The sequence below is a fragment of the Nocardioides sp. WJ219 genome (assembly GCF_058559815.1).
In genome coordinates this window covers 302,706-326,346 of the sequence record NZ_JBZUJV010000006.1, presented here as the reverse complement: position 1 = coordinate 326,346, position 23,641 = coordinate 302,706, and the positions used below count along the sequence as shown (strand labels likewise).

The 23,641-nt window shown below is 73.6% G+C and carries 24 protein-coding genes; 14 read left to right on the top strand and 10 right to left on the bottom strand.

Going from position 1 to position 23,641, the window contains the following annotated elements; translation table 11 throughout:
• Window positions 1–92: 92 nt before the first annotated feature.
• Both AC4MBH_RS16440 and AC4MBH_RS16435 read right to left on the bottom strand, forming a co-directional pair.
• A complete protein-coding gene (locus tag AC4MBH_RS16440) occupies window positions 93–449 on the bottom strand; it encodes a hypothetical protein (RefSeq protein ID WP_491796060.1) in 357 nt (118 codons plus the stop codon).
• 128 nt (window positions 450–577) lie between these two features.
• Window positions 578–1,273 (bottom strand): Crp/Fnr family transcriptional regulator, encoded by a 696-nt coding sequence (locus tag AC4MBH_RS16435; protein ID WP_491796058.1) that lies wholly within the window; start codon window positions 1,271–1,273, stop codon window positions 578–580.
• A gap of 64 nt (window positions 1,274–1,337) precedes the next feature.
• Here AC4MBH_RS16435 and AC4MBH_RS16430 point away from each other — a divergent pair, with 64 nt between their 5' ends.
• Genes AC4MBH_RS16430 through AC4MBH_RS16420 form a run of 3 tightly spaced genes read left to right on the top strand, consistent with a single transcriptional unit; the run spans window position 1,338 to window position 3,162 of the window.
• Window positions 1,338–1,661, top strand: a complete 324-nt coding sequence (locus AC4MBH_RS16430; RefSeq protein ID WP_491796056.1) for a PadR family transcriptional regulator — start codon at window positions 1,338–1,340, stop codon at window positions 1,659–1,661.
• A complete protein-coding gene (locus tag AC4MBH_RS16425) occupies window positions 1,658–2,056 on the top strand; it encodes a hypothetical protein (protein ID WP_491796054.1) in 399 nt (132 codons plus the stop codon). The genes AC4MBH_RS16430 and AC4MBH_RS16425 overlap by 4 nt, the downstream gene beginning before the upstream one ends.
• Window positions 2,041–3,162 carry a serine hydrolase domain-containing protein gene (locus tag AC4MBH_RS16420; RefSeq protein WP_491796052.1) on the top strand — a complete coding sequence of 374 codons (1,122 nt, stop codon included), beginning with the start codon at window positions 2,041–2,043 and terminating at the stop codon, window positions 3,160–3,162. Before AC4MBH_RS16425 ends, AC4MBH_RS16420 begins: the two co-directional genes overlap by 16 nt.
• 32 nt (window positions 3,163–3,194) lie before the next feature.
• Here the strand turns inward: AC4MBH_RS16420 and AC4MBH_RS16415 are convergent, their stop codons facing one another.
• Entirely contained in the window at window positions 3,195–3,914 is a 720-nt protein-coding gene (locus tag AC4MBH_RS16415; RefSeq protein ID WP_491796050.1) for an SDR family oxidoreductase, read from the bottom strand.
• 83 nt (window positions 3,915–3,997) lie between these two features.
• Between AC4MBH_RS16415 and AC4MBH_RS16410 the strand changes: the two genes are divergently transcribed.
• The 3 genes from AC4MBH_RS16410 (at window position 3,998) to AC4MBH_RS16400 (ending at window position 5,778) form a co-directional block, all read left to right on the top strand.
• Window positions 3,998–4,555, top strand: a complete 558-nt coding sequence (locus AC4MBH_RS16410; protein WP_491796049.1) for a TetR/AcrR family transcriptional regulator — start codon at window positions 3,998–4,000, stop codon at window positions 4,553–4,555.
• A 73-nt stretch (window positions 4,556–4,628) separates the two neighbouring features.
• Window positions 4,629–5,411: an oxidoreductase gene (locus AC4MBH_RS16405; RefSeq protein ID WP_491796048.1), complete on the top strand. Its 783-nt coding sequence runs from the start codon at window positions 4,629–4,631 to the stop codon at window positions 5,409–5,411.
• A 73-nt stretch (window positions 5,412–5,484) separates the two neighbouring features.
• The gene (locus AC4MBH_RS16400; protein ID WP_491796047.1) at window positions 5,485–5,778 is read left to right on the top strand and encodes a hypothetical protein; all 294 of its coding nucleotides are present in this window, start codon (window positions 5,485–5,487) and stop codon (window positions 5,776–5,778) included.
• Window positions 5,779–5,822: 44 nt separating this feature from the next.
• On the opposite strand, the gene AC4MBH_RS16395 is transcribed toward AC4MBH_RS16400, so the two are convergent.
• The 3 genes from AC4MBH_RS16395 to AC4MBH_RS16385 form a co-directional block, all read right to left on the bottom strand.
• Window positions 5,823–6,506 carry an SDR family NAD(P)-dependent oxidoreductase gene (locus AC4MBH_RS16395; protein ID WP_491796046.1) on the bottom strand — a complete coding sequence of 228 codons (684 nt, stop codon included), beginning with the start codon at window positions 6,504–6,506 and terminating at the stop codon, window positions 5,823–5,825.
• A gap of 141 nt (window positions 6,507–6,647) precedes the next feature.
• Window positions 6,648–7,130 carry a nucleoside deaminase gene (locus AC4MBH_RS16390; protein ID WP_491796045.1) on the bottom strand — a complete coding sequence of 161 codons (483 nt, stop codon included), beginning with the start codon at window positions 7,128–7,130 and terminating at the stop codon, window positions 6,648–6,650.
• A 50-nt stretch (window positions 7,131–7,180) separates the two neighbouring features.
• On the bottom strand, window positions 7,181–7,900 hold the full coding sequence (locus AC4MBH_RS16385) for an alpha/beta fold hydrolase (protein ID WP_491796043.1): 720 nt from the start codon (window positions 7,898–7,900) through the stop codon (window positions 7,181–7,183).
• A gap of 194 nt (window positions 7,901–8,094) precedes the next feature.
• On the opposite strand from AC4MBH_RS16385, the gene AC4MBH_RS16380 reads away from it, so the two are divergent.
• The 8 genes from AC4MBH_RS16380 to AC4MBH_RS16345 all read left to right on the top strand — a co-directional run bounded on the left by AC4MBH_RS16380 (window position 8,095) and on the right by AC4MBH_RS16345 (window position 18,250).
• Window positions 8,095–9,084, top strand: a complete 990-nt coding sequence (locus AC4MBH_RS16380) for an SDR family oxidoreductase (RefSeq protein WP_491796041.1) — start codon at window positions 8,095–8,097, stop codon at window positions 9,082–9,084.
• Between the two features lie 19 nt (window positions 9,085–9,103).
• The gene (locus tag AC4MBH_RS16375) at window positions 9,104–9,952 is read left to right on the top strand and encodes a helix-turn-helix transcriptional regulator (protein ID WP_491796039.1); all 849 of its coding nucleotides are present in this window, start codon (window positions 9,104–9,106) and stop codon (window positions 9,950–9,952) included.
• Between the two features lie 137 nt (window positions 9,953–10,089).
• Complete coding sequence (locus AC4MBH_RS16370) at window positions 10,090–12,273, top strand: MMPL family transporter (RefSeq protein ID WP_491796037.1); 2,184 nt, start codon at window positions 10,090–10,092, stop codon at window positions 12,271–12,273.
• Window positions 12,274–12,286: 13 nt separating this feature from the next.
• Window positions 12,287–12,958 (top strand): SanA/YdcF family protein, encoded by a 672-nt coding sequence (locus tag AC4MBH_RS16365; RefSeq protein WP_491796035.1) that lies wholly within the window; start codon window positions 12,287–12,289, stop codon window positions 12,956–12,958.
• Window positions 12,955–14,157 (top strand): hypothetical protein, encoded by a 1,203-nt coding sequence (locus tag AC4MBH_RS16360; protein ID WP_491796034.1) that lies wholly within the window; start codon window positions 12,955–12,957, stop codon window positions 14,155–14,157. The genes AC4MBH_RS16365 and AC4MBH_RS16360 overlap by 4 nt, the downstream gene beginning before the upstream one ends.
• A gap of 217 nt (window positions 14,158–14,374) precedes the next feature.
• Window positions 14,375–14,992, top strand: a complete 618-nt coding sequence (locus AC4MBH_RS16355; protein ID WP_491796032.1) for a (2Fe-2S)-binding protein — start codon at window positions 14,375–14,377, stop codon at window positions 14,990–14,992.
• The gene (locus AC4MBH_RS16350; protein WP_491796030.1) at window positions 14,992–15,975 is read left to right on the top strand and encodes an FAD binding domain-containing protein; all 984 of its coding nucleotides are present in this window, start codon (window positions 14,992–14,994) and stop codon (window positions 15,973–15,975) included. Before AC4MBH_RS16355 ends, AC4MBH_RS16350 begins: the two co-directional genes overlap by 1 nt.
• A gap of 52 nt (window positions 15,976–16,027) precedes the next feature.
• Window positions 16,028–18,250 carry a xanthine dehydrogenase family protein molybdopterin-binding subunit gene (locus tag AC4MBH_RS16345; RefSeq protein WP_491796029.1) on the top strand — a complete coding sequence of 741 codons (2,223 nt, stop codon included), beginning with the start codon at window positions 16,028–16,030 and terminating at the stop codon, window positions 18,248–18,250.
• A gap of 56 nt (window positions 18,251–18,306) precedes the next feature.
• On the opposite strand, the gene AC4MBH_RS16340 is transcribed toward AC4MBH_RS16345, so the two are convergent.
• From AC4MBH_RS16340 to AC4MBH_RS16325, 4 genes are all read right to left on the bottom strand, one after another.
• Window positions 18,307–20,424 carry a hypothetical protein gene (locus tag AC4MBH_RS16340; RefSeq protein WP_491796028.1) on the bottom strand — a complete coding sequence of 706 codons (2,118 nt, stop codon included), beginning with the start codon at window positions 20,422–20,424 and terminating at the stop codon, window positions 18,307–18,309.
• 103 nt (window positions 20,425–20,527) lie between these two features.
• Window positions 20,528–21,430, bottom strand: coding sequence for a GNAT family N-acetyltransferase (locus tag AC4MBH_RS16335; RefSeq protein ID WP_491796026.1), 903 nt, complete (start codon window positions 21,428–21,430; stop codon window positions 20,528–20,530).
• Between the two features lie 36 nt (window positions 21,431–21,466).
• Window positions 21,467–22,507: a Gfo/Idh/MocA family protein gene (locus AC4MBH_RS16330; RefSeq protein ID WP_491796024.1), complete on the bottom strand. Its 1,041-nt coding sequence runs from the start codon at window positions 22,505–22,507 to the stop codon at window positions 21,467–21,469.
• Window positions 22,504–23,586, bottom strand: coding sequence for an ABC transporter ATP-binding protein (locus AC4MBH_RS16325; RefSeq protein WP_491796022.1), 1,083 nt, complete (start codon window positions 23,584–23,586; stop codon window positions 22,504–22,506). The genes AC4MBH_RS16330 and AC4MBH_RS16325 overlap by 4 nt, the downstream gene beginning before the upstream one ends.
• Window positions 23,587–23,641 lie beyond the last annotated feature (55 nt).

Genomic DNA, 23,641 nt, shown 5'->3' with positions numbered 1-23,641 from the left:
TCGACCGGCCCGCAGCGCAGCCGGCCCGGGAAACGCCAGGACCCGGCGCCTCGCGAGGCGCCGGGTCCTGGTGTGTCGGGGATGCGTCGCGCTCAGCCCCAGGCGGCGGACTTGGAGGCGACCTTGTAGGCGCCGGTCTGGTTGGTGAAGGCGATGCCGACGCCGCCGCGCTTGGAGGTGCAGACCTTGTACGCCCGACCGATGACGAACTTGCCGCCGGGGAGCGGGGTCTTGCTGACCTGCGTGCCGTTGGTCCCCGTGACGCGCTTGACCTTGGCGACGGTCATGCCGTTCTTGATCTTGCGGTACTCCGCCTTGGTGACACAGCCCTTGGCGGCGGCCCGCTCGGACGGCGCGGCGGCCGTGGCCGTGCCGGCCGGGGCGAGGGCGGCCGTGGAGGCGAGAGCGGTGGACAGGACAGCGGCGGCAGCCGCGCGACGCAGGGACACGGGTTCTCCTGGAGGTGGAGCGGACGGATGGTCGGTCGGAGCCCCGAGGTCGGGCTCGACGCCGCCCCAGGCTCGCCGATCGCAGAGCTCCGCGGTACCCAACGGAATCGCGGAATCCCTGCTCGCGATCACCCGACGCCGCGCAGCTGCGCGGCGTCCAGGACGACGAACCCCTTCTGCCGGAGCTCGATCCAGCCGCGGGCGGCGTACTTGGCCAGGGCCTTGTTCACCGACTCGCGTGCCGCCCCGACGAGCTGTGCCAGCTCCTCCTGGGTGAGCTCGTGGGGGACGGCCAGCCGGCCCTCGCCGTCCGTGGCCCCGAACCTGTCGGCGAGGTCGACGAGGGTGCGAGCCACCCGCGTGGCGACGTCGGAGAACGCCAGGTCGGACACGGCGTCGTTGGACCGGCGCATGCGGCGGGCGAGCAGGCGCATCAGCAGCCCGGCTGCGCCTGGCTCCTCGGTGAGCCACCGGTCGAACGCCTCCTGGGACAGCTCCAGCACGTCCGCCGGGGAGACAGCCGTCGCCGTGGCCCCGCGGTGGCGACCGTCGAGCAGCGACAGCTCACCGACGAGCTCGCCCGGCCCGAGCAGGGCCAGGACGCTCGGGCGACCACCTGACGTCGTGCGCGTGAGCTTGAGCGATCCGGACCGGAGCAGGTAGAGGCTCGACGCGGGCTCGCCCTCCTCGAACAGCCGGTCCTTGGGCGCGAGGGTGCGCGGCTCCATCAGGGACAGGGCGCGAGCCAGGGCGGGGTGCCCGTCGTCGAGGACCGGGGAGGCGGGACCACCAGACGTCGGCGTGGCTTGGATCGTTCCAATCATGAAGACATCATGCGGCATCCCGGGCCCTCGACCATGCATCGTCTCGCGATGTATCGTCACCCGTATGACCGAGCACTCCATGTTCATCCTCGCCAGCCTGGCGCAGGCCGACCGCCACGGTTACGGCATCGCCCGCGACGTCGAGGAGCTGACCGGCGGCCGGATCCGACTCACCGCCGGCACGATCTACGGCGCCCTCACCAGGCTCACCGACGACGGGCTGGTGGCCCCCTCGGGCGAGCAGGAGGTGCAGGGCCGCCGGCGCCGCTACTACCGGCTGACGCCCGCCGGGCACAGCGTGCTCCACGCCGAGGTCGAGCGGCTCTCGTCGACGGCCACGGCGCTCCGCAGCCGCCTCTCGCCCCGCCCGGCTCCGGGGTTCGCATGAGTCCCCGGCTGATCGACCTCTGCCTCCTGGCCTACCCGGCCGCCGTCCGCGAGCGCGATCGTGCTCACCTCCACGACCTGGCCACGGACCTGGCGCGCGACAACGGCGCCCTGCGCGAGGCGGTGGGCCTGGTGCGGGGAGGCCTGGCCGAGCGCCGTCGGGAGCCGCGTCGCCGGTCGGTCGTGGCCGCGGTGGGCGCGGCCGCCCTCCTGGCGCTGACGGCCCTGACCTGGTCCGCGGCGGCGTACGGCGGAACGGCCGAGGAAGAGCTGTTCGTGTGCGAGGACCGTTGTGCGCAGGCCGAGGCGGAGGCGGCGTCGCGGGTGCGGGAGGGCTGGACCTGCACCGAGGGGCGGGCGTCGACAGGAGTGCAGTGGCGATGCGTCCGCGACTGAGCGCTGCGGCGGGGGTCGTCGCCGCCTCCCTCCTGCTGTCGTCGTGCGGGTCCGAGGAGCCGGCACCGGAGAAGGAGCCGGAGCCGGAGCGGGCGGAGGTGCTCCGCGCCTCCGACGTGCCGGACGGGTCGAGCGGGAGCCTGGTCGCCACCGCCGACGGCGAGGTGGTGACCTGTCGGGGCTGGGGTGAGGCCGACCACGAGACCGGCGCCGCAGCCGGCTGCGACACTGTCTACGACATCGGTTCGGTGACCAAGACGATCACGGCGACCGCCGTCCTGAGGCTCCAGGTGCAGGGACGGCTGCGGGTGACCGACCCGATCACCCGCTTCCTCGACGGCGTCCCGCCGGACAAGCGCGGCATCACCGTCCGGCACCTGCTGACCCACACCGCGGGGCTGGTGGACGCACTCGGCGACGACTACGACCGGCTGTCACGGGAGGGGATGATCGACGGGGCGCTCTCCTCGAGGCTCAGGACCCGCCCCGGCGCGCGCTACCACTACTCGAACCTCGGCTACAGCCTGCTGGCCGCCGTCATCGAGAGGTCCTCCGGCCTGGGGTACGAGGAGTACCTGGCCCAGGAGCTCTTCGCACCCGCCGGGATGACGCAGACCGGCTACGTGCTGCCGGACTGGGACCCCGGCGACGTCGCCGTCGAGTACGACGCCCGGGACCGTCCGCAGGGCCGGCCCCACGACCACCCCTGGGCGGCCGACGGGCCCCACTGGAACCTCCGCGGCAACGGCGGGTTGCTCTCGACCGCCCACGACATGGGCCGGTGGCTCCTGGCCCTCGAGGGCGACCGGCTGCTGGACGAGGAGACGAAGCGGGAGCTGTTCCGGCCGCGGGTGCTGGAGGAGCCGGGCGGGGAGACCCGCTACTCCTACGGCTGGGTCGTCGCGGACACGCCGTTCGGGAAGGTGCACTGGCACAACGGTGGCAACGGCTGGGCCTACGCCGAGCTCGGCCGGCTGCCCGAGAGCGACGCCGGCTTCTTCTGGGTCTCCAACCACTACCGCAGCAAGGCGGGCGGGTGGAACCTCGACACCCTCCGCCCGTCCCTCACCGAGGTCGTGGCGGGACGGCTCGTCGACGCGGACTGATCAGCCCCGGCACTGGTCAACCCCGGCACTGGTCAACCCTGGCCGAGGGCCGAGAAGATCCGCTCGTAGCGCTCGGCCGGGTCCGCGGCGAGCCCGCTCTTGACGAAGCCGGCCCAGTCGTCGGCCAGCACCTCGCCGCGGCCCGTCTCGACGGCGTCGAGCCCGGCGGCGACGAGGGCGGCCGGGGTGATCTTGGGCGCGTCGACGCCCCGGCTCATGTCGGTGTCGACCAGGCCCATGTAGACGCCGACGACGTGGGTCCCCTGCGCCGCGAGCTCCAGGCGCGTGCTGTCGGTCAGGCTCCAGGCGGCGGCCTTGGAGGCGGCGTACGCCGCGGCGCCCGGGACGGTGAACCAGGACAGGGCCGAGACGACGTTGAGGATCGCCCCACCCCCGTTGGCTGCGAGGACCGGGGCGAAGGCCCGGGTGGTCAGCAGCGGACCGTAGAAGTTGGTGTCCATCTCCCGCCGGACCTCGGCGAGGTCACCGGCGACCAGGGGCGTGCCCGTGGAGATCCCCGCGTTGTTGATGAGGACCTGGACGTCGCCGGCCGCGGCCGCCGCGGCCCGCACCTGCTCGGGCTCGGTGATGTCCAGCTCGAGCGGCACGACGCCGTCGATGTCGACGGTGCTCGCGTCGCGCGCGGCGGCGTAGATCTTCGCGGCGCCACGCTCCTTCAGCTGGGCGACGAACTCGGCACCGATGCCCCGGTTGGCTCCGGTGACCAGCACGACGGCGTTCTCGAGCAACATGACGTCCTCTTTCCATAGTGATCGCTACGTATTGCTGATGACCGTAGCACATTCCATAGCGGTCGCTACGTTATGGTGGGGTCATGCCCGGGAGACCACGCAGCTTCGACCGCGACGCCGCCCTGGCGGCCGCGGTCGAGCAGTTCTGGCGCACGGGTTTCGAGGGGACGACGATCGTGATGCTGACCGAGGCCATGGGCGTGACCCCGCCCAGCCTCTACGCCGCGTTCGGCGACAAGTCCCAGCTGTTCGAGGAAGCCGCAGCCGCCTACTTCCGGCGCACGATGGCGGCGGTGGACAGCGCTGCCGAGCGGGGGACGGCCCGCGAGGCCGTCGCCACGATGCTCGACGACACCGCCCGGGCGCACACCCGTCCCGGGACCCCGCCCGGGTGCCTCCTGCTCACCGAGCCGCGGCTCGCCGCCCAGCGCGAGGCGCTGACCCGGCGGATCAGGGACCGTCTCGATCGCGGTGTCGCCGACGGCGACCTCCCGCCCGACACACCGACGGGTCGACTGGCCACGTTCCTCGTGGCGGTCATGCGCGGCATGTCCGGGTGCGCCCGGGACGGCGGCTCGGCCGAGGACGTCCGGGCGATCGCCGACACCGCCCTGGCCGCGGTGTCGTCGAACGGCGCTTGACCCTCTCCCCGGGGGAGGCCGGAGCGTGGCACCTGACCGCGCCCCGGGCGCCCGCACCACCAGGAGGTACGCCGTGTCCTATCCCCCCGCCCTGTCCCTGGCCGGCCGCCACGCACTCGTCGTCGGTGGCACCAGCGGACTCGGGGACGCCGTCGTCCGCCGTCTGGACGACGCCGGCGCCCGGGTCACCGCCGTCGGCCGTCGGGCTCCCGAGGCGAGCGTCGCCGCCCGCGTCGTCCTGGCCGACACCACCCAGCCCGAGACGGCCGCCTCCCTCGCCGCCGCCGTCGAGGCAGACGGCGGCCTGGACGTCCTCGTGCACGTCGCCGGGGGGTCGAGTGCGTCCGGCGGCGGCCACCAGGCGCTCTCCGACGCCGACTGGGACGCCGAGCTCGGCCTCAACCTCCTCTCGGCGGTCCGGATCGACCGGGCGCTGACCCCGGTGATGTCGAGGCGGGGCCGCGGCGTGATCGTGCACGTCGGGTCGATCCAGGGGCGCATGCCGTTGCACGACGCGACCCTCGGCTACGCCGCGGCGAAGGCCGCGCTCCGCACCTACAGCAAGGGCCTGGCCAACGAGCTGGCCCCGCTGGGGATCCGCGTCAACACCGTCTCCCCCGGAGGCATCGACAGCCCCGGGGCGCGAGACCTGGCGCACCGCATCGCGACCGCCCGCGGCACCGACGACGAGGACGGCATGCAGGCGCTGATGGACGCGCTCGGCGGCATCCCCGACGGTCGCCTCGCGCCCGCCTCGGAGATCGCCGAGGTCATCGGCTTCCTCGCCTCCGACGCCGCCGCGTCGGTCATCGGCGCCGACATCACCGTCGACGGCGGGACGGTCGCCACCGTCTGACCCGGGTGAGGGGTGAGGTCGGCGTCAACGGGGTAGGCACACCGCACCAAGGTCAGGCGAAGGGGAGACGGACGTGCGGGTCGTGGTCAAGGTGGTCGGTTGGGTGCTGGTGGTCGTGGGGGGTGTGCTGTTCATCCTGAGCGGGTTCTTCACCGACCCGCAGAACGACGGCGCCCGCTTCATCGTGCCGTCGACGGTCATCCTGGTGGCGGGAGCCATCCTGGTGGCCGCCGCACTCGTCGCCGACTCGGGCGCGACGACGCCCGGCGCCGGGCGCTCCACGACACCCCAGCCCCAGCCCTGGCAGCAGCCGCAACAGCCGCCGCAACAGCCGCCGCAACAGCCGCCGCCACCGCCTCGGTACTGACCGGACCCGAGCCTCGCGGTGTTCCCGGCCCCGGGCGCAGCCACCTACCAGGGCAGCTCGCCGGACTCGTCACGCAACGTCCCGGTCGGTCCGTCGGCGCCGATGGTCGCCAGCTCGACGACGGTCCGCGCGCTCTGCGCCACCGGTCGTCCACCCTCCATGGCGGCGGTCATGTCGGTGTCGGTGAACCCGGGCTCGAGGGCGTTGAACTTGATCGTGGGCTCGGCCTTGGCGTACTGGAGCGTCAGCATGGTCGCGGCGGACTTCGACGCCGCGTAGAGCGCAGCAGGCACGGAGTACTCGACACGCTCCGGGTTGGTGACGGCCCAGAACGAGCCCATGCTGCTCGACACCGTCACGACCACGGCGTGCTCGGACCTGCGCAGCAGTGGGAGAGCCGCCTCGGTCACCCGGACGACGCCGACGGCGTTGGTGTCGAAGACCCGGAGCGCCGTGGGGCCGTCCAGGTCCATGGTGAGCATGCCTGCGTTGTTGACGAGGATGTCGAGCCGTCCCTCGTTCGACTCGATCGTCGACAGCGCGGCCGCCACCGAAGAGTCGTCGGTGACGTCGAGCTGCACGAGCTCCGCACCGATGTCGGCGGCCGCCTTCGCACCCCGCTCGGGGTCGCGGGCGCCGACGTAGACCCGGTGGCCGAGCTCGGCGAGCTGCTTGGCGGTCTCGAAGCCGATGCCCTTGTTGGCCCCGGTGATCAACGCGACGGTCATGTCGTTCCTCTCGTGTGGGTGCCCGGTTGCGGGCACTCGCCACGCTAGGCAGGTCCCGGACGGTCTACGGGAGCCCTGTCCAACCGGGGGTCCGCCAGGACCCCGTCACGCACCCACGTCTTCCGGGTGCACCCGACGCACCTACCGCTCGGCCTGCCGTCGGTGCAGCTCGCGCAGCTCGTCGGCCAGCTCGGGCGCCGGGCCCGCGACCGCGAGGCCCGGGGCGACGGCGCCGATCGGGAGGGGGGCCACCGGGGAGGCGGGGAGCCCCCAGCCGCTGCGCCACTCGGTGAGCTGGGCGACCGACCCGGCGTACACGATCTTGCCGAGGCCCACCCAGGCGTGGCCGGCTGCGCACATGGGGCAGTGCTCGCCGGAGGTGTAGACCGTGCACGCCGGGCGGACGTCGGCCGCCACGTTCGCCGCCGCCCAGCGCGCCAGCTCCAGCTCGGGGTGACGGGTCTGGTCGCCGCCGGCGGTGCGGTTGCGATCCTCGCGCAGCACGACACCGTCGGGGCCGACCAGCAGCGAGCCGAACGGCTCGTCGCCGTCCTCGAGCGCCTCGCGGGCGAGCGCGACACAGCGACGCAGGTGCACGAGGTCCTCGGTGCTCGGTCGTCCCACGTGGTCCGTCTCCCGCCTCTCGGTGTGGTGCTGCTGCGTCGTCCCCCGGGCTACCGCGCCAGGTGGTCGAGGGCCTGCTGGATCACGCCGGTCACCTGGTCCGGCTCGGACACCATCACCGAGTGCGAGGCGCCCGGGACCTCGGTGATCGAGACGGCACCAGCGCGCTCGGCCATGAACCGGAGTCCCTCGACCGGGATGTTCTTGTCAGCATCGCCGAAGACGAACCACGAGGGAAGCGACTTCCACGCCGGCGTGGCCGCGGGCTGCGACTCGTTGAGGGCGAAGTCCCTGATGGGCCGCTGGGTCACGGCCTGCACGGCAGCCTCGGCCGCGGGGACGTCGGCGGCGAACTGCTGCGGGAAGAGCTCGCGGTCGACGACGAGGTCGGAGGTCCCGTCGCCCAGCGGGTACGGGCGGATCGTCTCCCCCAGGGTGCTGCCGGGGAACTTGCCGGTGAGCTCGAGCGCGTTCTCCCCGTGGTCCGGCGCGAAGGCCGCGACGTAGACGAGGCCGACCACGGCGTCGTTGTCGACCGCCGCCTCGGTGATCACCGCGCCGCCGTAGGAGTGCCCGACCAGGAGGACGGGACCGCCGATGCCCTCGGTGGCTCGTCGGACGTTCTCCGCATCGGTGGCGACGCTGCGCAGCGGGTTGGGCGTGGCCACGACGGCGACGCCGTTCTCGATCAGCCGGGACACGACACCGGACCAGCTCGCCGACTCGGCGAACGCTCCGTGCACCAGGACGACGGTGATGGCATCAGACATGGGGACTCCTCGGTGGGGGTGCTTGCTCGTGGGCGGTCTGGGCGCGAGGGCCGCTGCGGGACGGCGAGCGGGCCTCGACGGAGCACAGGCTAGAGCGCCCAGGTGAATGGCGAAGGTGGGATCGGTAGACCCTGAATAGCGCTGCGGAACTGAGCGACGGTGGGACCACACCACGGACCCACAGGAGTGACACCATGCCTCGCACCAACATCGACATCGACATCCCCGACCTCTCCGGCAAGCGCGCCGTCCTGACCGGCGGCAGTGACGGCATCGGCCTGGAGATCGCCAAGCGCCTGGCCGCAGCCGGCGCCGAGCTGGTCCTGCCGGTGCGCAACCACGGCAAGGGCCAGGCCGCGGCCTCCGAGATCCGTGCCGCCGCACCCGGCGCCACCGTCATCCTCCACGCCCTCGACCTGTCCTCGCTGGAGTCGGTCGCCGCCCTCGGCGAGGCGCTGCGGACCGAGGGCGCGCCCATCCACGTCCTGATCAACAACGCCGGGGTGATGACCCCGCCGGCACGGCAGACCACCGCCGACGGCCACGAGCTCCAGATGGGCACCAACCACCTCGGCCACGTCGCCCTGGTGGCCCACCTGATGCCGCTGCTGCGAGCCGGCCGGGCCCGCGTGACCTCCCAGGTCAGCGTCGCCGCCGCCAGCGGCCGGATCAACTGGGACGACCTGGACTGGGAGCGCTCCTACGACGGCGGGAAGGCCTACCGGCAGTCGAAGATCGCGTTCGGGCTGTTCGGCCTCGAGCTCGACCGCCGCAGCAAGGCACTCGGCTGGGGCATCACCAGCAACCTCTCCCACCCCGGCGTCGCGCCGACCAGCCTGCTCTCCGCCCGACCCGAGCTCGGCCGTGACCGCGACACCACCGGGGTGCGGCTGATCCGTGCTCTGTCCAAGCGCGGCGTCCTCGCGGGCACCGCCCGGAGCGCCGCGCTGCCCGCGCTGCTCGCCGCGACCTCGCCCGAGTCCGGGGGCGGTCTGCTCTACGGCCCGCGGGGGTTCCAGCACCTGAGCGGGGCACCCGCGGAGCAGCAGCTCTACAAGCCGCTCCGCGACCCGGAGGAGGCCGAGCGAGTCTGGCTGGCCTCCGAGAGGCTCGCCGGCGTCACCTTCCCCACCGACCACGACGCCGCCGACCGGGGCCAGAATCGCCTGAGCGACTCGGCATGAGCACCGGAGGAAGAGGCAGATGATGATCGACCGGACCCAGATGGCGGAGTTCCTGCGCCGCCGGCGCGAAGCGCTCCAGCCCGAGGACGTCGGCATGCCCCGCGGACAGCGGCGCCGTGCGCGCGGACTGCGCCGCGAGGAGGTCGCCGTCCTGTGCCACATGTCGGTGGACTACTACTCACGCCTCGAGCAGGAGCGCGGCCCCCAGCCCTCGGAGCAGATGATCGCGGCGATCGCCCAGGGACTGCACCTGACCGTCGCCGAGCGCGACCACCTCTTCCGGCTCGCCGGGCACCAGCCGCCGGCCCGCGGCCCCAGCAGCGAGCACGTCAGCCCCGGCATGCTGCGGATCTTCGACCGTCTCACCGACACGCCGGCCGAGATCGTCACCGAGCTCGGCGAGACCCTGCGCCAGACCCCGCCCAGGGTGGCCCTCGTCGGTGACTGGACCCGCTACAGCGGTCCCGCGCGCAGCAACGGCTACCGCTGGTTCACCGACCTCGCCAGCCGCGACATCTACGTGCCCGAGGACCACGAGTTCCTCTCCCGCATGTACGCCGCCGGGCTGCGACTCATCGCCGGCATGCGCGGACCCGGTTCGCGAGCGACCGAGCTGGCCGACCTGCTGCTCGAGCAGAGCGAGGAGTTCCGCACCCTGTGGGCCGACCACGAGATCGGCCTCGAGCCCGACGAGGTCAAGCGCTTCCAGCACCCCGAGGTCGGCCGGCTCGACCTCAACTGCCAGGTCCTGCTCGACCCCCACCAGTCGCACCGACTTCTGGTCTACACCGCGGACCCCGGCACCGAGAGCTACGAGAAGCTGCAGATGCTCACCGTCATCGGCACCCAGAGCCTGTCCTCGTCCTGACCCGCTCCTGACCTGACCGATCCAGCCGGCACGGGCCCTGCCCGCGCCCGGCTGCGCCCTGCCCTGCCCTGCCCTGCCCCCACGCCGTCGCTGGCCGCATCGCGCCGCGCGGCAACGTCGACCCCGAAGGAACGACCATGACCCGCTTGCTCTACCGACTCGGTCTGCGAACCGCCGGCCACCCGTGGCGCACCCTGGCCGTCTGGCTGGGCGTCGCCGTCGCCGCCTTCCTGGCGGCGGGTGCGTTCGGCGGCACCCCTCAGGACGACTTCAACATCGACCGAGCACCAGCCCAGGCCGGCGTGGAACAGCTGCGCGAGCACTTTCCCGAGTCCGCCGTCGCGGGCAGCTCCGCCCAGGTCGTCGTCCACGACGACACGGGCGACGCGGTGGACGAGACGGTCCTCACCGACCTCACCGCCCGCCTCGCCGACCTCGACCACGCGACCTCGGTGTCCCCACCTCGGTGGTCGCCGGACCGGGACACCGCCGTCCTGACCGTGGTGTTCGGCGTCCCCGTCACCCATCCCGACCTGACCGGCGGCGCCGGCGCCGAGGCCATGGAGGACGCCGCAGCCGAGGTGGTCGGGGATGACCTGCGGGTCGAGCTCGGTGGCGAGCTGCCGAACTCGGGACCGGGCGAGATCGAGGGCACGGGCGAGATCGTCGGGATCGTCGTCGCCCTGATCCTGATGACCCTCGTCCTCGGCACCGTCGTGGCCGCCGGCCTGCCGCTCCTGGTCGCCCTGGTCGGGCTCGCCGTGTCCGTGGCGGGGGTGACCCTGCTCGCCGGGGTGACGAGCGTCAGCACGTCCGCGCCCACCGTGGCGCTCATGGTCGGGCTCGGGGTGGGCATCGACTACGCCCTGCTGCTGGTCACCCGCTTCCTGGAGTACCTGCGCATCGACGGCACGTCGGTCCCCGAGGCGGCCGGACGAGCCACCGCGACGGCCGGCCGCTCGGTGGTGTTCGCCTCGGCGATCGTGCTCGTCTCGCTCATGGGTCTGCCGCTGGCCGGACTGCCGATCTACTCCTCGCTCGGGTTCGCCACCGGCGTCGCGGTCATCGCCGTCGCTGCGACCGCCCTGACCCTCGTCCCCGCACTGTGCGGGCTCTTCGGCCGACGCCTGCTGCCCCGGCGCGAGCGCAACGGGCTGCCCCCGCGCCGTCCGCGTCCTCAGCGCGAGCCCCTGTCCGCCCGGTGGGCGACCGCGGTCGGACGCCGGCCGATGGTCTGGACGCTGGCCGGCACGCTGCTCCTGCTCACCATCGCTGCGCCGACCATCGCGATGCGGACCTGGCCACGCGACATCGCCAACAACCCGGCCGAGTCCACGACCCGCCAGGCCTACGACATCATCGCCGACGAGTTCGGCGCGGGCGCGAACGGACCGTTGACCATCGTGGTCGACCGAGCCGCCGTCGGCGACGACGGCGTCGCCGCCGCAGCAGCACAGCTCGTCGAGACCGACGGGATCGCTGTCGTGGGCGAGCCGCTGGTCTCACCCGACGGCCAGGTCGCCGTGATCCAGGCGGAGCCGGCCTTCGGCCCCTCCGACGAACGCACCCCCGACCTGGTCGAGCAGCTGCGGGGCGACCTCGACGCGGTCGAGGTCACCGGCAGCACCGCCATGTTCTCCGACATCTCCGTCCTGCTGTCGGAGCGGATCTGGCTCGTCGTCGGGTTCGTCATCCTGCTGTCGGTCCTCCTGCTCGCTGCCATGTTCCGGTCGGTGGTGGTGCCGGTGAAGGCAGCCCTGCTCAACCTGCTCTCCATCGGGGCCGCCTACGGGGTCGTGACCGCGGTCTTCCAGTGGGGCTGGGGCGCAGGGCTGCTGGGGTTCGACCAGTCGGTGCCGGTGTCCAGCTTCCTGCCGATCCTGATGTTCGCGATCCTCTTCGGCCTCTCGATGGACTACGAGGTGTTCCTGCTGTCCCGGATCCGCGAGGACTGGCTGGAGACCGGTGATGCCCGAGGCAGCGTCGTCCGCGGGCTCGCCGGCACCGGACGGGTGATCTCGACCGCCGCGGCCGTCATGGTCGCCGTCTTCCTGGGCTTCGCGACCGAGACCGACCTCGTGGTCCAGCAGCTCGGTGTCGGCATGGCCGTGGCCATCCTGCTCGACGCGACCATCGTCCGGATGGTGCTCGTGCCCGCCACCATGACCATGCTCGGTCACCGCAACTGGTGGCTGCCGGGCTGGCTCGACCGCCTGCTGCCGGCCATCGAGGCCGAGACCGACGACCGTGGCTGGAACCAGGCCGGTGCCGACGTCCTTGACGCAGCACGCGCCGATCCGCGCGTCGACACCCGGGGCTGACGTGGATCGCCTGATGACCCGCCTCGTCCGCCGCTCGGTGCGCCTGGGCGTCGCCGGCGCCCTGCTCGGCACTGGACTCGTCGCCACCGCCAACGCCGTGGTCGTGGCCCGCACCAGCGACGAGGTGACCACCGATGCCGCCGACCTCGAGCCCGCCCAGGCCGCGATCGTGCCGGGCTCGCTCGTGCGCAGCGACGGCTCGCTCGGCCCGGTCGTCGCCGAGCGCCTCGGGGCCGCCGTCGAGCTCTACGAGTCCGGCACCGTCGACAAGCTGCTCCTCTCCGGTGACAACGGCGCCAGCAGCTACAACGAGCCCGACGCGATGCGCGACGCCGCCCTCGCCGCGGGTGTGCCGGCCCAGGACGTCTTCACCGACTACGCCGGGTTCAGCACCTGGCACACCATGCGGCGTGCCCACGACGTCTTCGGCGTCGACACCGCGGTGGTGGTCACCCAGGACACCTACGCCCCCCGCGCCGTCGACCTCGCCGAGGCCGCCGGCATCGACGTCCAGGGCTACGTCGCCGGCGACGCGGGCCGCGGTGCGCGCGAGGTCCTCGCCCGGGTCCGCGGCATCGGCGAGGCCACCTGGCGACCCGGGGTGACCGACGGCCCGGCCATCCCGATCACTGGCGACGGCCGCGCGTCGTGGGCCGACCCCGACGCGTCCGGGGATGCTCGATGACCACGTCCCGCCACCGCCTCGGCCGGGCGGCGTCGGCCGGAGCCCTCGCCGTGCTGCTCGCCGCCTGCTCCGCGGGACCGACGGGTGGAACAGGCGAGCAGGAGGTGCCGGCGAGCACCGCGTCAGAGCCCGCGCACGCGGGCGCCGGGCACGGCGCCCCGGCGCGCCCCGCGCCGGCCACGGACGTCCCGCTGCGCGACGGGGAGCGCCGCGTGACCGTGGCCATGCCCGAGCCCTACCGCCCGACCGCGCCCACCGATGCCGGGACCGACGACTACCGCTGCTTCCTCGTCGATCCGCGGCTCGAGCAGGACGGCTTCGTGACCGGCACCCACGTGCAGCCCGGTGATCCCTCGCTCGTCCACCACGTGATCCTGTTCCAGGTGCCTCCCACGGAGGTGGCGACCGCCCAGTCGGTGGACCGCGCCACGCCCGGCCAGGGGTGGACCTGTTTCGGCGGCAGCGGGCTCGACGGCGGCGGGGGATCGCAGACAGCGCCTTGGCTCGGCGCCTGGACACCTGGGAGCGGCGAGTCGGTGCTCCACGAGGGGTACGGCGTCCCCCTCCCGGCCGGGTCGCGGCTGGTCATGCAGGTGCACTACAGCCTCCTCGCCGGCGATCGGCCCGATGTCACCGCCGCCGAGCTGCGTGTCGCCGAGGCGGCAGCCGACCTCACGCCGGTGACGACGATGGGGCTGCCGGCACCCGTCGAGCTGCCGTGCCGTCCCGAGCACGACGACGCGCCGCTGTGCGACCGCGAGGCGGCACTCGCGGACGTCCGGTACCGCTTCGGCGACGACGTCGGATCCACCGCTGACTGGCTCCGCGGACTGTGCCCGGGCTCGGTCCCCGGCACTGAGCAGTCCTGCACCAGGACGCTCACCCAGCCGGGCACGATCATCGGCGTCGCGGGACACATGCACCTCCTGGGCCGGTCGATCCGCGTCGAGCTGAACCCCGGCACGCCCGGCGCCCGCACCGTCCTCGACATCCCGACCTGGAACTTCGACGACCAGGGCGCACTGCCGATCGAACCCGTCGAGGTCCGTCCCGGCGACGAGCTCAGGGTGACCTGCGAGCACTCCCAGGAGCTGCGTGACCACCTCCCCGCACTCCAGGGCCAGCCGGAGCGCTACGTGCTGTGGGGCGAGGGCACCACCGACGAGATGTGCGCGGGCATCCTGCAGATGGCCCGCTGATGCTGCGCCACGACCACGACCACGACCACGACCACGACCCAGTCCCCACCGGTCCATGGATGACGAGCGGCCGGCTGCCCGGGACGCCGGTCCTGGGATCGGTGGGCCCTGCTTACCTGCGGCCGTTGTTGCCAGGCTCGTCACCGCCGGCCCGGCCGCCCACCGAACGGGCCGCCACCCCGTGCCGAGCGCCTCGACGACTCCGGGAGAGATGCCCATGAACACCCCTACCGACCCGCGCCGACCCGGGTCCGGAGTGACCCGCCGCGCTGTCCTCGGCACCACCGGCGCAGCAGCTGCGGTGGCGCCGGTGATCTCGGGCGCTGCCACCGCCGCACCGGCGGCGGCACCGCAGGCGGCGCCGGGTGCGCCGATCCCGGTCAGGATCAGGGTCAACGGCGAGCGCATCTCGCTGCGAGCCGATCCGCGGGTCACCCTGCTCGACGCGCTGCGCGAGCGCATCGGTCTGACCGGGACCAAGAAGGGGTGCGACCGGGGACAGTGCGGCGCCTGCACGGTGCTCGTGGACGAGCGGCGCGTCCTGTCGTGCCTGACGCTCGTGGCGGCCGCCGACGGCAGTGACGTGACCACCGTCGAGGGCCTGGCCGGAGCCTTCCGCCTGCACCCGGTGCAGCAGGCGTTCATCGACCAGGACGGCTTCCAGTGCGGCTTCTGCACCTCGGGCCAGATCATGTCGGCCGTTGGGGTGCTCGAGGAGGGCCGGGCCGAGACCGACGACGAGGTCCGGGAGGCGATGTCGGGCAACATCTGCCGCTGCAGTGCCTACCCGGGCATCGTCGCCGCGGTCCAGCAGGCCCGGAAGGCGATGCACTGATGCGGCCCTACACCTACACGCGGTCCCGCTCGGTGCGCGACGCGCTCGACGGCACCGACACCCCGGGCGGGACGACGGCCTACCTGGCCGGCGGCACCACGCTCGTCGACCTGATGAAGCTCGAGGTGATGACGCCGTCCCGGGTGGTCGACATCAACGCCCTCCCGCTGCGCGGGATCCGGGTCGACCGCCGCGACCTGCACCTCGGAGCGCTCGAGCGGATGAGCGACGTCGCCCACGCACCGCTCGTGCAGCGCGAGGCTCCGGCGGTGGCCCAGGCCCTCGACCTCAGTGCCTCGGGCCAGCTGCGCAACATGGCGAGCATCGGCGGCAACCTGCTGCAGCGGACGCGGTGCGGCTACTTCCGCGACCTGTCCACACCGTGCAACAAGCGGGAGCCGGGCTCGGGGTGCGCCGCACTGGAGGGCATCAACCGCACGCACGCGGTCCTGGGGACCAGCGACGCCTGCATCGCCACCCACCCCAGCGACCTCGCGGTCGCCCTGGTGGCGCTGTCCGCCCAGGTGCACCTGACCTCGGCACGCGGCAGCCGCGCCGTCGCCCTGGAGGACTTCTACACCCTGCCCGGGTCGACCCCGCACGTGGAGAACGTGCTGCGCCCCGGCGAGCTCATCACCGGCGTCACCGTCCCCCGGTCGGCCGCGGCCCACAACTCGCTGTACCTCAAGGTGCGCGACCGGCAGTCCTACGAGTTCGCCCTGGCCTCCGCCGCCGTCGCGCTGGAGGTGCGGGGCTCGACCATCCGCACCGCTCGCGTCGCAGCCGGTGGCGTCGGCACGCGGCCCTGGCGGCTGCGCTCGGTGGAGCAGGCCCTGGAAGGGCGCCGGGCGAGCAGCGAGACCTTCGAGGCGGCCGTTCTCCACGCGGACCGGGGTGCGCGCGTCCAGGAGCACAACAAGTTCAAGCCGGCGCTGCTGCGACGCACCCTCGTCCGCGCCCTGACGACGCTGACTCAGCGATGAGCCCCACCTGCTCGTACGCCGGACCCACCGCCCGCACGCCTGAGGAGCACCCATGACCACATCGCCCCTGGGCCGCGAGGTCCCCCGCGTCGAAGGACGCCTGAAGGTCACCGGCGCGGCGGAATACTCCGCCGACCGCCAGGCGAACGGCACCGTGTTCGCCCACGTCGTGACGAGCACGATCGCTCGTGGGACCGTTCGGGCGCTGGACACCGCCGAGGCACAGGCCATGCCCGGCGTCCTCGGCGTCTTCTCGCACCTGAACCGCTTCCGGGACCCGATGGTCGTCGAGGGCGGCCTCGCCGAGAGCTACGTCCCGCTGCAGGACGCCCAGGTCCACTTCCACGGGCAGGTCATCGCCCTGGTCGTGGCGGAGTCCTCCGAGGTGGCCCGCGACGCGGCGCTCTCGGTGCGCGCGACGTACGACGCCGCGCCCCACCGGGCCTCGCTCGCCGACGGCATGCCCGGCTTCCTGCCACCCCCGATCCCCGGCTTCTCCCTCCCGCCCACGCGCGAGGTCCTGGCTCCTGGCGTGGCCTCGATGGACGCCGCGTTCGCCGCGAGCGACGTGGTCGTCGAGGCGGAGTTCCACCAGTACGCCCAGCACCACGTCGCGATGGAGCCGCACTCCACCCTGGCCGTGTGGCGCGACGGCCAGCTGTTCGTCTACACCGGCACCCAGAACCCGATCCGGAGCGCGGCCTCCCTCGCCCTGCGGCTCGACGTGCCCCCGGAGACGGTGCGCGTGATCTCCGAGCACGTCGGTGGCGGTTTCGGCGGCCGCGTCATGGTCTGGAACGACGGCGCGCTCGCGGCGGCCGCCGCCCGGGAGGTCGGCCGACCGGTCAGGCTCGCCCTCACCCGCGAGCAGGCCTTCACCGTCAGCCCGCACCGCGCGGAGGTCAGGCAGACGGTCCGCCTCGGCGCCCGCCGCGACGGCACCCTGAACGCGCTGCGCCACCTCACGTGGGTCGAGCGACCACAGGTCGGCGGATTCCCCATGATGCCGGCCGCGGAGACCTCCGCGATGATGTACGCGACGCCCAACCTGCACTACGCCGGCAGCTGGGTCCCGATGGACATGCCGCCGGTGGCGGCCATGCGAGGCCCTCACGAGTCGCCGGGCTCGTTCGCGCTGGAGACCGCGATGGACGAGCTCGCCGTCGCCCTGGACCTCGACCCCGTGGAGCTGCGCCGACGCAACCACGCCGACGCGCCGCCGGGGGGCCGTCCGTTCTCCAGCAAGCACCTGCTCGAGTGCTACCGGGTCGGCGCCGAGCGCTTCGGCTGGCCGGCGCGCCGGCCCCGCCCCGGCAGCCAGGTGCACGGTGAGTGGCTGCACGGCGTCGGCATGGCCAGCGCGGCCTACCCCGCGCACCGCGACCCGGCGCAGGTACGGGTGACGCTGCGCAGCGACGACACCGCCGTGGTCTCGACCGCGACGTCCGACCTCGGCACCGGGGCCTGGACGATGCTCGCCATCAGCGGCGCCGACGCGCTCGGCATCCCCGTGCGCCAGGTGACGCCCCAGCTCGGCGACTCGATGCTGCCGCCGGGCGCCGCGGCGGCTCGCTCGGCCGCCACCGCGAGCTCGATCCCGGCGGTGCGGGCGGCCGCCGCACAGGCGGTGGCCGAGCTGCTGCGTCGCGCCGTGTCGGCGCCGCGGTCGCCGTACCACGGCGAGCGGGTCGAGGACCTGGCCTACGACGCGGGGCGGGTCGTCGGACCCGACGGCAGGTCGCGCACCTTCGGCCGTCTGCTGCGCAGCATGGGCGTCCCCAGCGTCGCGATGACCGCGGCGGCCCCGCGGGGGCCGGAGGCGCAGCAGTACTCCTTCTACGCCTTCGGCGCCCACTTCTGCGAGGTGCGGGTCAACCGCTTCACCGGCGAGCCGCGGATCGTGCGCTTCACCTCGGTGCTGGACGTCGGGCGCGCCGTGAACGCCCGCGCCCTGCGCAGCCAGATCACCGGCGGCGTCATCTTCGGCATCGGCCACGCCCTGCTGGAGCACAACCCGGTCGAGGCCGCGACCGGTCGGCTCGCGGCGAGCAACCTCGCGGACTACCTGGTCCCGGTCAACGCCGACATCCCCGACCTCGACGTCCACTGGCTCGACATCCCCGACCCGGTGCTGCACGAGACCGGGGCGCGCGGCGCCGGGGAGATCGGCACGGTCGGTGCCGCCGCCGCCGTGGGCAACGCGGTCTTCCACGCCACGGGGGTCCGGGTGCGCGACCTGCCGATCACGCTCGACAAGATCATCGAGTCGTGGTGACCGCGGCCTGACCCGCTACTCCCGCCCGCGGCTCCTCCGGCGCGGGGCGAGGCCCGTCAGCGCACCGACTTTGCGTTCGAGCCCGCGGCCGCGGCGCGTGCGCTCGCGACCAGCCGCACGACGTACGTCGTGAGGGCGGTCCCGTTGCGATCGGCGACGCGGATGGCCGGGCGGTCACCGGTGCTGTTGAGGGTCCGGGTCGAGACGAGGACCCGGCGTCCAGAGGCCACGACCCGGAAGACCTTGACGGTCTCGCCGGCGAGCGTGGTCGGCCCGGCCACACGGAGCACGTCGGCCCGGGCCCCGTTGCCCACGGCGCCCATGGTGATCCGCGCGCGACCCGGGCCGGCGGTGCCGAAGCGGGTGGTGGAGTCGATCCGGGCACGGGCGTTGCCGGCGACGGTGGAGCCCGGATCGTCGTTGGCGGGCGCGACCGCGACGGTGTCGCCCGTCGCGACGGACAGGACGCCTCCGGACTCGGTCGCCTGCGGGCGCTCCGCCAGGTCGTCGACGGTGACGCGGAAGCTGCCGTTGCCGTTGGTGGTGGTCGTGCTGCGCAGCGCGAGCCCGTCGGGAGTGACGATCCCGGCGTCGGCCTGGTTGCCGGGGACGACCTCGACGCCCCGCTGGTAGCCCAGCTCGAGGCGGCGCCCCCGCAGCGGCGTGCCGTCGATGGTCAGACGTCCGACGTAGTCGAGCTGACCCCCGGCCGCGGCCTGGGCCGGGTCGGCCCGCGGGTTGAGGACGAGCGTGGCCTGGCCCGTCGTGAAGGTCGAGACGGCGGGCTCGGAGCCGGATTCGTCGACCTGCGCGGTCAGGACCGACTCGAGCGTGTAGCCGCCCGTCGCCCCGGCGGTGTCGAACGGGATGACGGCCCGGCCGTCGGTGCCGGTCAGCGCGGTGCGGTAGGCCGCGGGGGCGTCCGACCCGGTCGGGTAGAGCTTGTAGGAGACGCTCGTGCCGGCCCCGACGGGGCGACTCTGCTCGTCCCGGACGTCCACGACGATGTCGCCGTCGGCGTACTCGTCGACGTCGAACGCCTCGCCGTCGGCCACGACGTTCTGGACCCAGCTCGGGACCGGCTCGTAGGTGCCCACCGTGACCTCGGGCGAGATCCGGTCGCCGTCGGCCTCGTCGAAGCCGTCCTCGTCGGTCGCGTTCGCGTAGTACTGCTCCGTGACCCCGGGGGCCTGGCGCACCCGCACCGCCGCGCCGCGGTCGATGTAGCCGACCACGGCCCCGTCGGAGAGCCGGCGCACCTCGGCGCCGAGGATCGACGGGCCCTGGGCGCTCTGGACCTGGACCTGGACCGTGCCGTCCTCACCGGGCCGGACGTCGCCGGTGCTGGAGGCGAACACCTCGTCGATCGTGTGCGGGACCACCGGCACCACCGCGACGTCGTCGGACCCGCGCTCGGCCGCGACCAGGACGTGGCCGCTGGCCAGGTCCGACCCGGTCATGTCGAGGACGCCGGAGAAGGAGCCGCCCGGGTAGGAGGGGCTGTTGTCGTTGGGGAGCTTGAAGCTCGTGCTCCCGACCTGGGCCGCGACCCTCCCCGTGAAACCGCCGGCGCTGTCCCGCCACGACGACAGCGCGACGGTGCCGTCGGTCGCCGACGTGGTGCCGTACACCTGGACCAGGGTCTGGGTGCGGCCCGAGTCGACGTAGGGCTGGGTGAAGTACCTGGCGGGGGACGTCGAGACCCGCAGGCCGTCGGCGGACCCGTCGTCGGTGACCTCGACGTCCTGTCGCGTCGAGTACGACGTGCCCGTGCTGTCGGTCGAGACGGCTCGGATCGCGACCCGTTCGCCCACGAGGCTGCGGCCGCCGACGGAGCCGTTCCAGTCGGCGGTGGCGTGGCTGCCGACGGTGCTCACCGACACGTCGAGCGGCTTCCACCCGGCATCGCCGTCACCGGCCTCGGGGTCGATGTTGACCTCGAAGATCGTCGTCGCCGCGGCGCCGGTGACCCGGGCCGTGAGGCGGGCGGTGCGCCAGCCGCCGTCGTCGAAGTCGTTGTCGACCCGGATGGAGGCGTGGCCGGTGTACTGGCTCAGGAGCGTCACCTCGGGCCCGTCGGCGTGCGCGCCGGGAGCCACCGAGAGGGACAGGCCGGTCAGGGCGAGCGCGCCGACGGCGCTCGCCGCGAGACCACGGGTGACGGTGGTGTTCAAGGTTCCTCCGGATGCTTCCCGGAGCACGACCGTGTCCCGACGCTCGAAGGCTAGGGGTCCTCGCGGACCCCGTTCGCCGAACGGACGAAGTGCCGGGTGCCGGCTAGTCCGGTGGGTTCACCAGGTCCTTGCGCAGGTGGACGTCGCGGACGTCGAGGCCGAGCCCGGCGATGGTGGCCAGGGCCGCCCGCTCGTGCCCGTAGACGCGCGCGCTGAAGTCGACCACGCGGTGCTCGCGCACGTAGCCCTCGAGCGCCGCCAGGAAGGGGCGCACCAGGCCCCGGCGACGGTGCTCGGGGAGGAGGTCGATCGTGTTGGCGACCAGCCCGACCTCGTCGCCCCGGCTCACACGCGTGCACCACAGGCGGCCGACCGGCACACCGTCGACGGTGCTCACCAGCAGCACCTCGTCGTCGGGCGGCGTCCCGAGCAGTCCGTCGAGCCGGCGCTCGACCTCGGTCATCGGCGACTCCGCGTCGTCGAGGACCCCGGCGCGCAGCATCCCGTCCCGCAGCTGCACGCGCGCGTCGGGGACGAACCTCCGTCGCTCGTCGTCGGTCATGACGCGCAGCCGGACCCGTCCCTCGTCGACGAGCAGGCGCGCCTGGCCGGGGTCGACGGTGATGCCGACGCCGACCATCGTGACGACGTGGCCCGACTGCCGGAAGGCCGGGAGCAGGGTCGCGGGGACCGCGGTCGTCACCGTGGCCGAGCTACCGGCCCGCGCGTGCGCCGCGATCGACGCCAGCACCGCACGCCAGTGCGGGAGGTCGTCGTCGGGCAGGCTCGTCTCGAGCAGCCGGATCGTCGTACGACGGCGCTCGGCGCTCGCGGAGTGCTCGAGGACGACGCCGCCGACGGCGACCCCGTCGAGCACGACCTCGAGCGCCTCGAGCCCGTCATCCCCGGCCGCTGGCTCCGGGAACGGGGACCCGGCTGCGGCACGGGCCGTGCGCCACTCGGCCACCGCCTCGGCGGGCATGGCGGTCAGGCTGGCCTCGGGCACCGCCGCAGCGTAGCGGCGCCGGTCGGCCGCGACCGGCTAGCGGAGGACGGCCGCCACCTGCCGGCGCGCCTCGTCGACGGTGGCCAGCACCGACACCGTCTCGTCGTGGTCGTGCAGCGGTGACCCGGTGCGGCCCTCGGCGATGTAGTGGGCGAACGCCGTGGTCTGGAAGGCGTAGCCGTCGCCGGTGCCGGCGGGCTGCGGGTGGGTCCAGGTGCCGGTGCGCTCCGCGCCGGGCGGACCGACGGTGACCGTCAGCGCCGACGGGCCCCAGAACGGGTCGGCCAGCCCGGCGTGGCCCGCCGACCCACCGACCACCGCCGTCGCGGGCAGCGAGGTGACCAGCGACGTCGTCAGCACGGCGGCGGCGCCGTCGGACGCGGTGAGCAGCAGCTGGGCGGTGGCGTCGACGCCGGTGGGCGCGAGGGTGCCGGTGGCGACGACGGTCGCCGGGGGGCCGAGCACCATCGAGGCGAGGCTGACCGGGTAGACACCGACGTCGAGCAGGGCCCCACCGCCGAGCGCGGCCCACAGCCGGCCGGCGGCGTCGTACGGCGCGACGAACGCGAAGTCGGCGCGCACCAGGTGGACGTCACCGAGGAGCCCGTCGGCGAGGACCTGCCGCAGCACGTCGGTCTGGGGCAGGTAGCGCGTCCACATCGCCTCCATCGCCAGCACCCCGGCCGCCCGCGCGGCTGCGGTGACGGTCGCGGCGTCGGCGGCGGTCATCGCCATCGGCTTCTCGACCAGGACGTGCTTGCCGGCGGCGATGGCGGCCAGCGCCTGGTCGCGGTGCAGCGGGTGGGGCGTGGCGACGTAGACCGCGTCGACCTCGGGGTCCTCCACCAGCGCCCGGACGTCGGTGCCCCACCGCTCGACGCCGTGCGCCCGCGCCGTGGCCTCGGTGCGCGCCGGGTCGCGGGCGGACCAGGCCACGACGCGGTGGGGGGTGTGGGCGTGCATCGACGCCACCAGCGCCGCGGCGATCCCGGTCCCGATGACGCCCCACCGCAGGGGCGGGACGCCGGCGGGGTCGAGGAGCCGCGGAGCGGGGAGGAGGAGCGGCGTGGTGCTCACGCGGAGAGGCGCGCGCCGGTGTCGGTGTCGAAGACGTGCACCTGGGCGGGGTCGGTGGTGACGTGGATCGTGTCGCCCTTGTGCACCTGGTCGCGTCCGGAGATCCGCACGATGATGTTGGCCGGCGTGCCCTCGACCCCGGAGGTGCCGTAGACGTAGCCGTCGGCGCCGAGCTCCTCCACGACGGTCACCCGCACCGGGAGGCCGCCCTCGGCGGCCGAGACGATCCGCCACGACTCGGGCCGCACCCCGACGGTGATGCGACCGTGCATCGTCTTGGCGGCGATCGGGTCGACGGGCACGCAGTGGTCGCCGATCTGCGCCTGGCCGTCGACGGCGGTCGCCTCGAGCAGGTTCATCTGGGGCGAGCCGATGAAACCGGCCACGAACAGGTTGACGGGCTTGTCGTAGAGGCGCAGCGGGGTGTCGACCTGCTGCAGCAGCCCGTCCTTCATCACCGCGACACGGTCGCCCATCGTCATCGCCTCGACCTGGTCGTGGGTGACGTAGACGGTCGTGACGCCCAGGTCGGCCTGCAGCTTGGCGATGTCGGTGCGGGTCTGGACCCGCATCTTGGCGTCGAGGTTGGACAGCGGCTCGTCCATGCAGAAGACCTGCGGGCTGCGCACGATCGCGCGGCCCATCGCCACGCGCTGCCGCTGGCCGCCGGACAGCGCCTTGGGCTTGCGCCCGAGGTACTCCTCCAACCCGAGGATGCGGGCCGCCTCGGCGACGCGCTTCTTCCGCTCGGCCTCGGGGACCTTGGCCATCTTGAGCGCGAACGCCATGTTGTCGGCGACCGTCATGTGCGGGTAGAGCGCGTAGTTCTGGAACACCATCGCGATGTCGCGGTCCTTGGGCGGCACCGTGGTGATGTCGCGGTCGCCGATGTAGATGCGGCCCTCGTCGACCTCCTCGAGGCCGGCCAGCATCCGCAGGGTCGTCGACTTGCCGCACCCCGACGGGCCGACGAGGACCATGAACTCGCCGTCCTCGATCTCGAGGTCGATGCCGGGTACGGCGGCCTTGTCGGCCCCCGGGTACCAGCGCTGGGCCTTCTCGAACGTCACTGTGGCCATGTGCGTGTGCTCCTCCACCGGCCGCTGCGGCCGGACGATGCGATGGGTGGGCGAG

Excerpts from the sequence above, each read along its gene's own strand:
- AC4MBH_RS16410 (WP_491796049.1), top strand. The coding sequence starts at position 3,998 with ATGCCCGGGAGACCACGCAGCTTCGACCGCGACGCCGCCCTGGCGGCC.
- AC4MBH_RS16420 (WP_491796052.1), top strand. The coding sequence starts at position 2,041 with ATGCGTCCGCGACTGAGCGCTGCGGCGGGGGTCGTCGCCGCCTCCCTC.
- AC4MBH_RS16380 (WP_491796041.1), top strand. The coding sequence starts at position 8,095 with ATGCCTCGCACCAACATCGACATCGACATCCCCGACCTCTCCGGCAAG.
- AC4MBH_RS16375 (WP_491796039.1), top strand. The coding sequence starts at position 9,104 with ATGATGATCGACCGGACCCAGATGGCGGAGTTCCTGCGCCGCCGGCGC.
- AC4MBH_RS16350 (WP_491796030.1), top strand. The coding sequence starts at position 14,992 with ATGCGGCCCTACACCTACACGCGGTCCCGCTCGGTGCGCGACGCGCTC.
- AC4MBH_RS16325 (WP_491796022.1), bottom strand. The coding sequence starts at position 23,586 with ATGGCCACAGTGACGTTCGAGAAGGCCCAGCGCTGGTACCCGGGGGCC.
- AC4MBH_RS16360 (WP_491796034.1), top strand. The coding sequence starts at position 12,955 with ATGACCACGTCCCGCCACCGCCTCGGCCGGGCGGCGTCGGCCGGAGCC.
- AC4MBH_RS16355 (WP_491796032.1), top strand. The coding sequence starts at position 14,375 with ATGAACACCCCTACCGACCCGCGCCGACCCGGGTCCGGAGTGACCCGC.
- AC4MBH_RS16425 (WP_491796054.1), top strand. The coding sequence starts at position 1,658 with ATGAGTCCCCGGCTGATCGACCTCTGCCTCCTGGCCTACCCGGCCGCC.
- AC4MBH_RS16345 (WP_491796029.1), top strand. The coding sequence starts at position 16,028 with ATGACCACATCGCCCCTGGGCCGCGAGGTCCCCCGCGTCGAAGGACGC.
- AC4MBH_RS16365 (WP_491796035.1), top strand. The coding sequence starts at position 12,287 with ATGACCCGCCTCGTCCGCCGCTCGGTGCGCCTGGGCGTCGCCGGCGCC.
- AC4MBH_RS16395 (WP_491796046.1), bottom strand. The coding sequence starts at position 6,506 with ATGACCGTCGCGTTGATCACCGGGGCCAACAAGGGCATCGGCTTCGAG.
- AC4MBH_RS16430 (WP_491796056.1), top strand. The coding sequence starts at position 1,338 with ATGACCGAGCACTCCATGTTCATCCTCGCCAGCCTGGCGCAGGCCGAC.
- AC4MBH_RS16415 (WP_491796050.1), bottom strand. The coding sequence starts at position 3,914 with ATGTTGCTCGAGAACGCCGTCGTGCTGGTCACCGGAGCCAACCGGGGC.
- AC4MBH_RS16370 (WP_491796037.1), top strand. The coding sequence starts at position 10,090 with ATGACCCGCTTGCTCTACCGACTCGGTCTGCGAACCGCCGGCCACCCG.
- AC4MBH_RS16385 (WP_491796043.1), bottom strand. The coding sequence starts at position 7,900 with ATGTCTGATGCCATCACCGTCGTCCTGGTGCACGGAGCGTTCGCCGAG.
- AC4MBH_RS16435 (WP_491796058.1), bottom strand. The coding sequence starts at position 1,273 with ATGATTGGAACGATCCAAGCCACGCCGACGTCTGGTGGTCCCGCCTCC.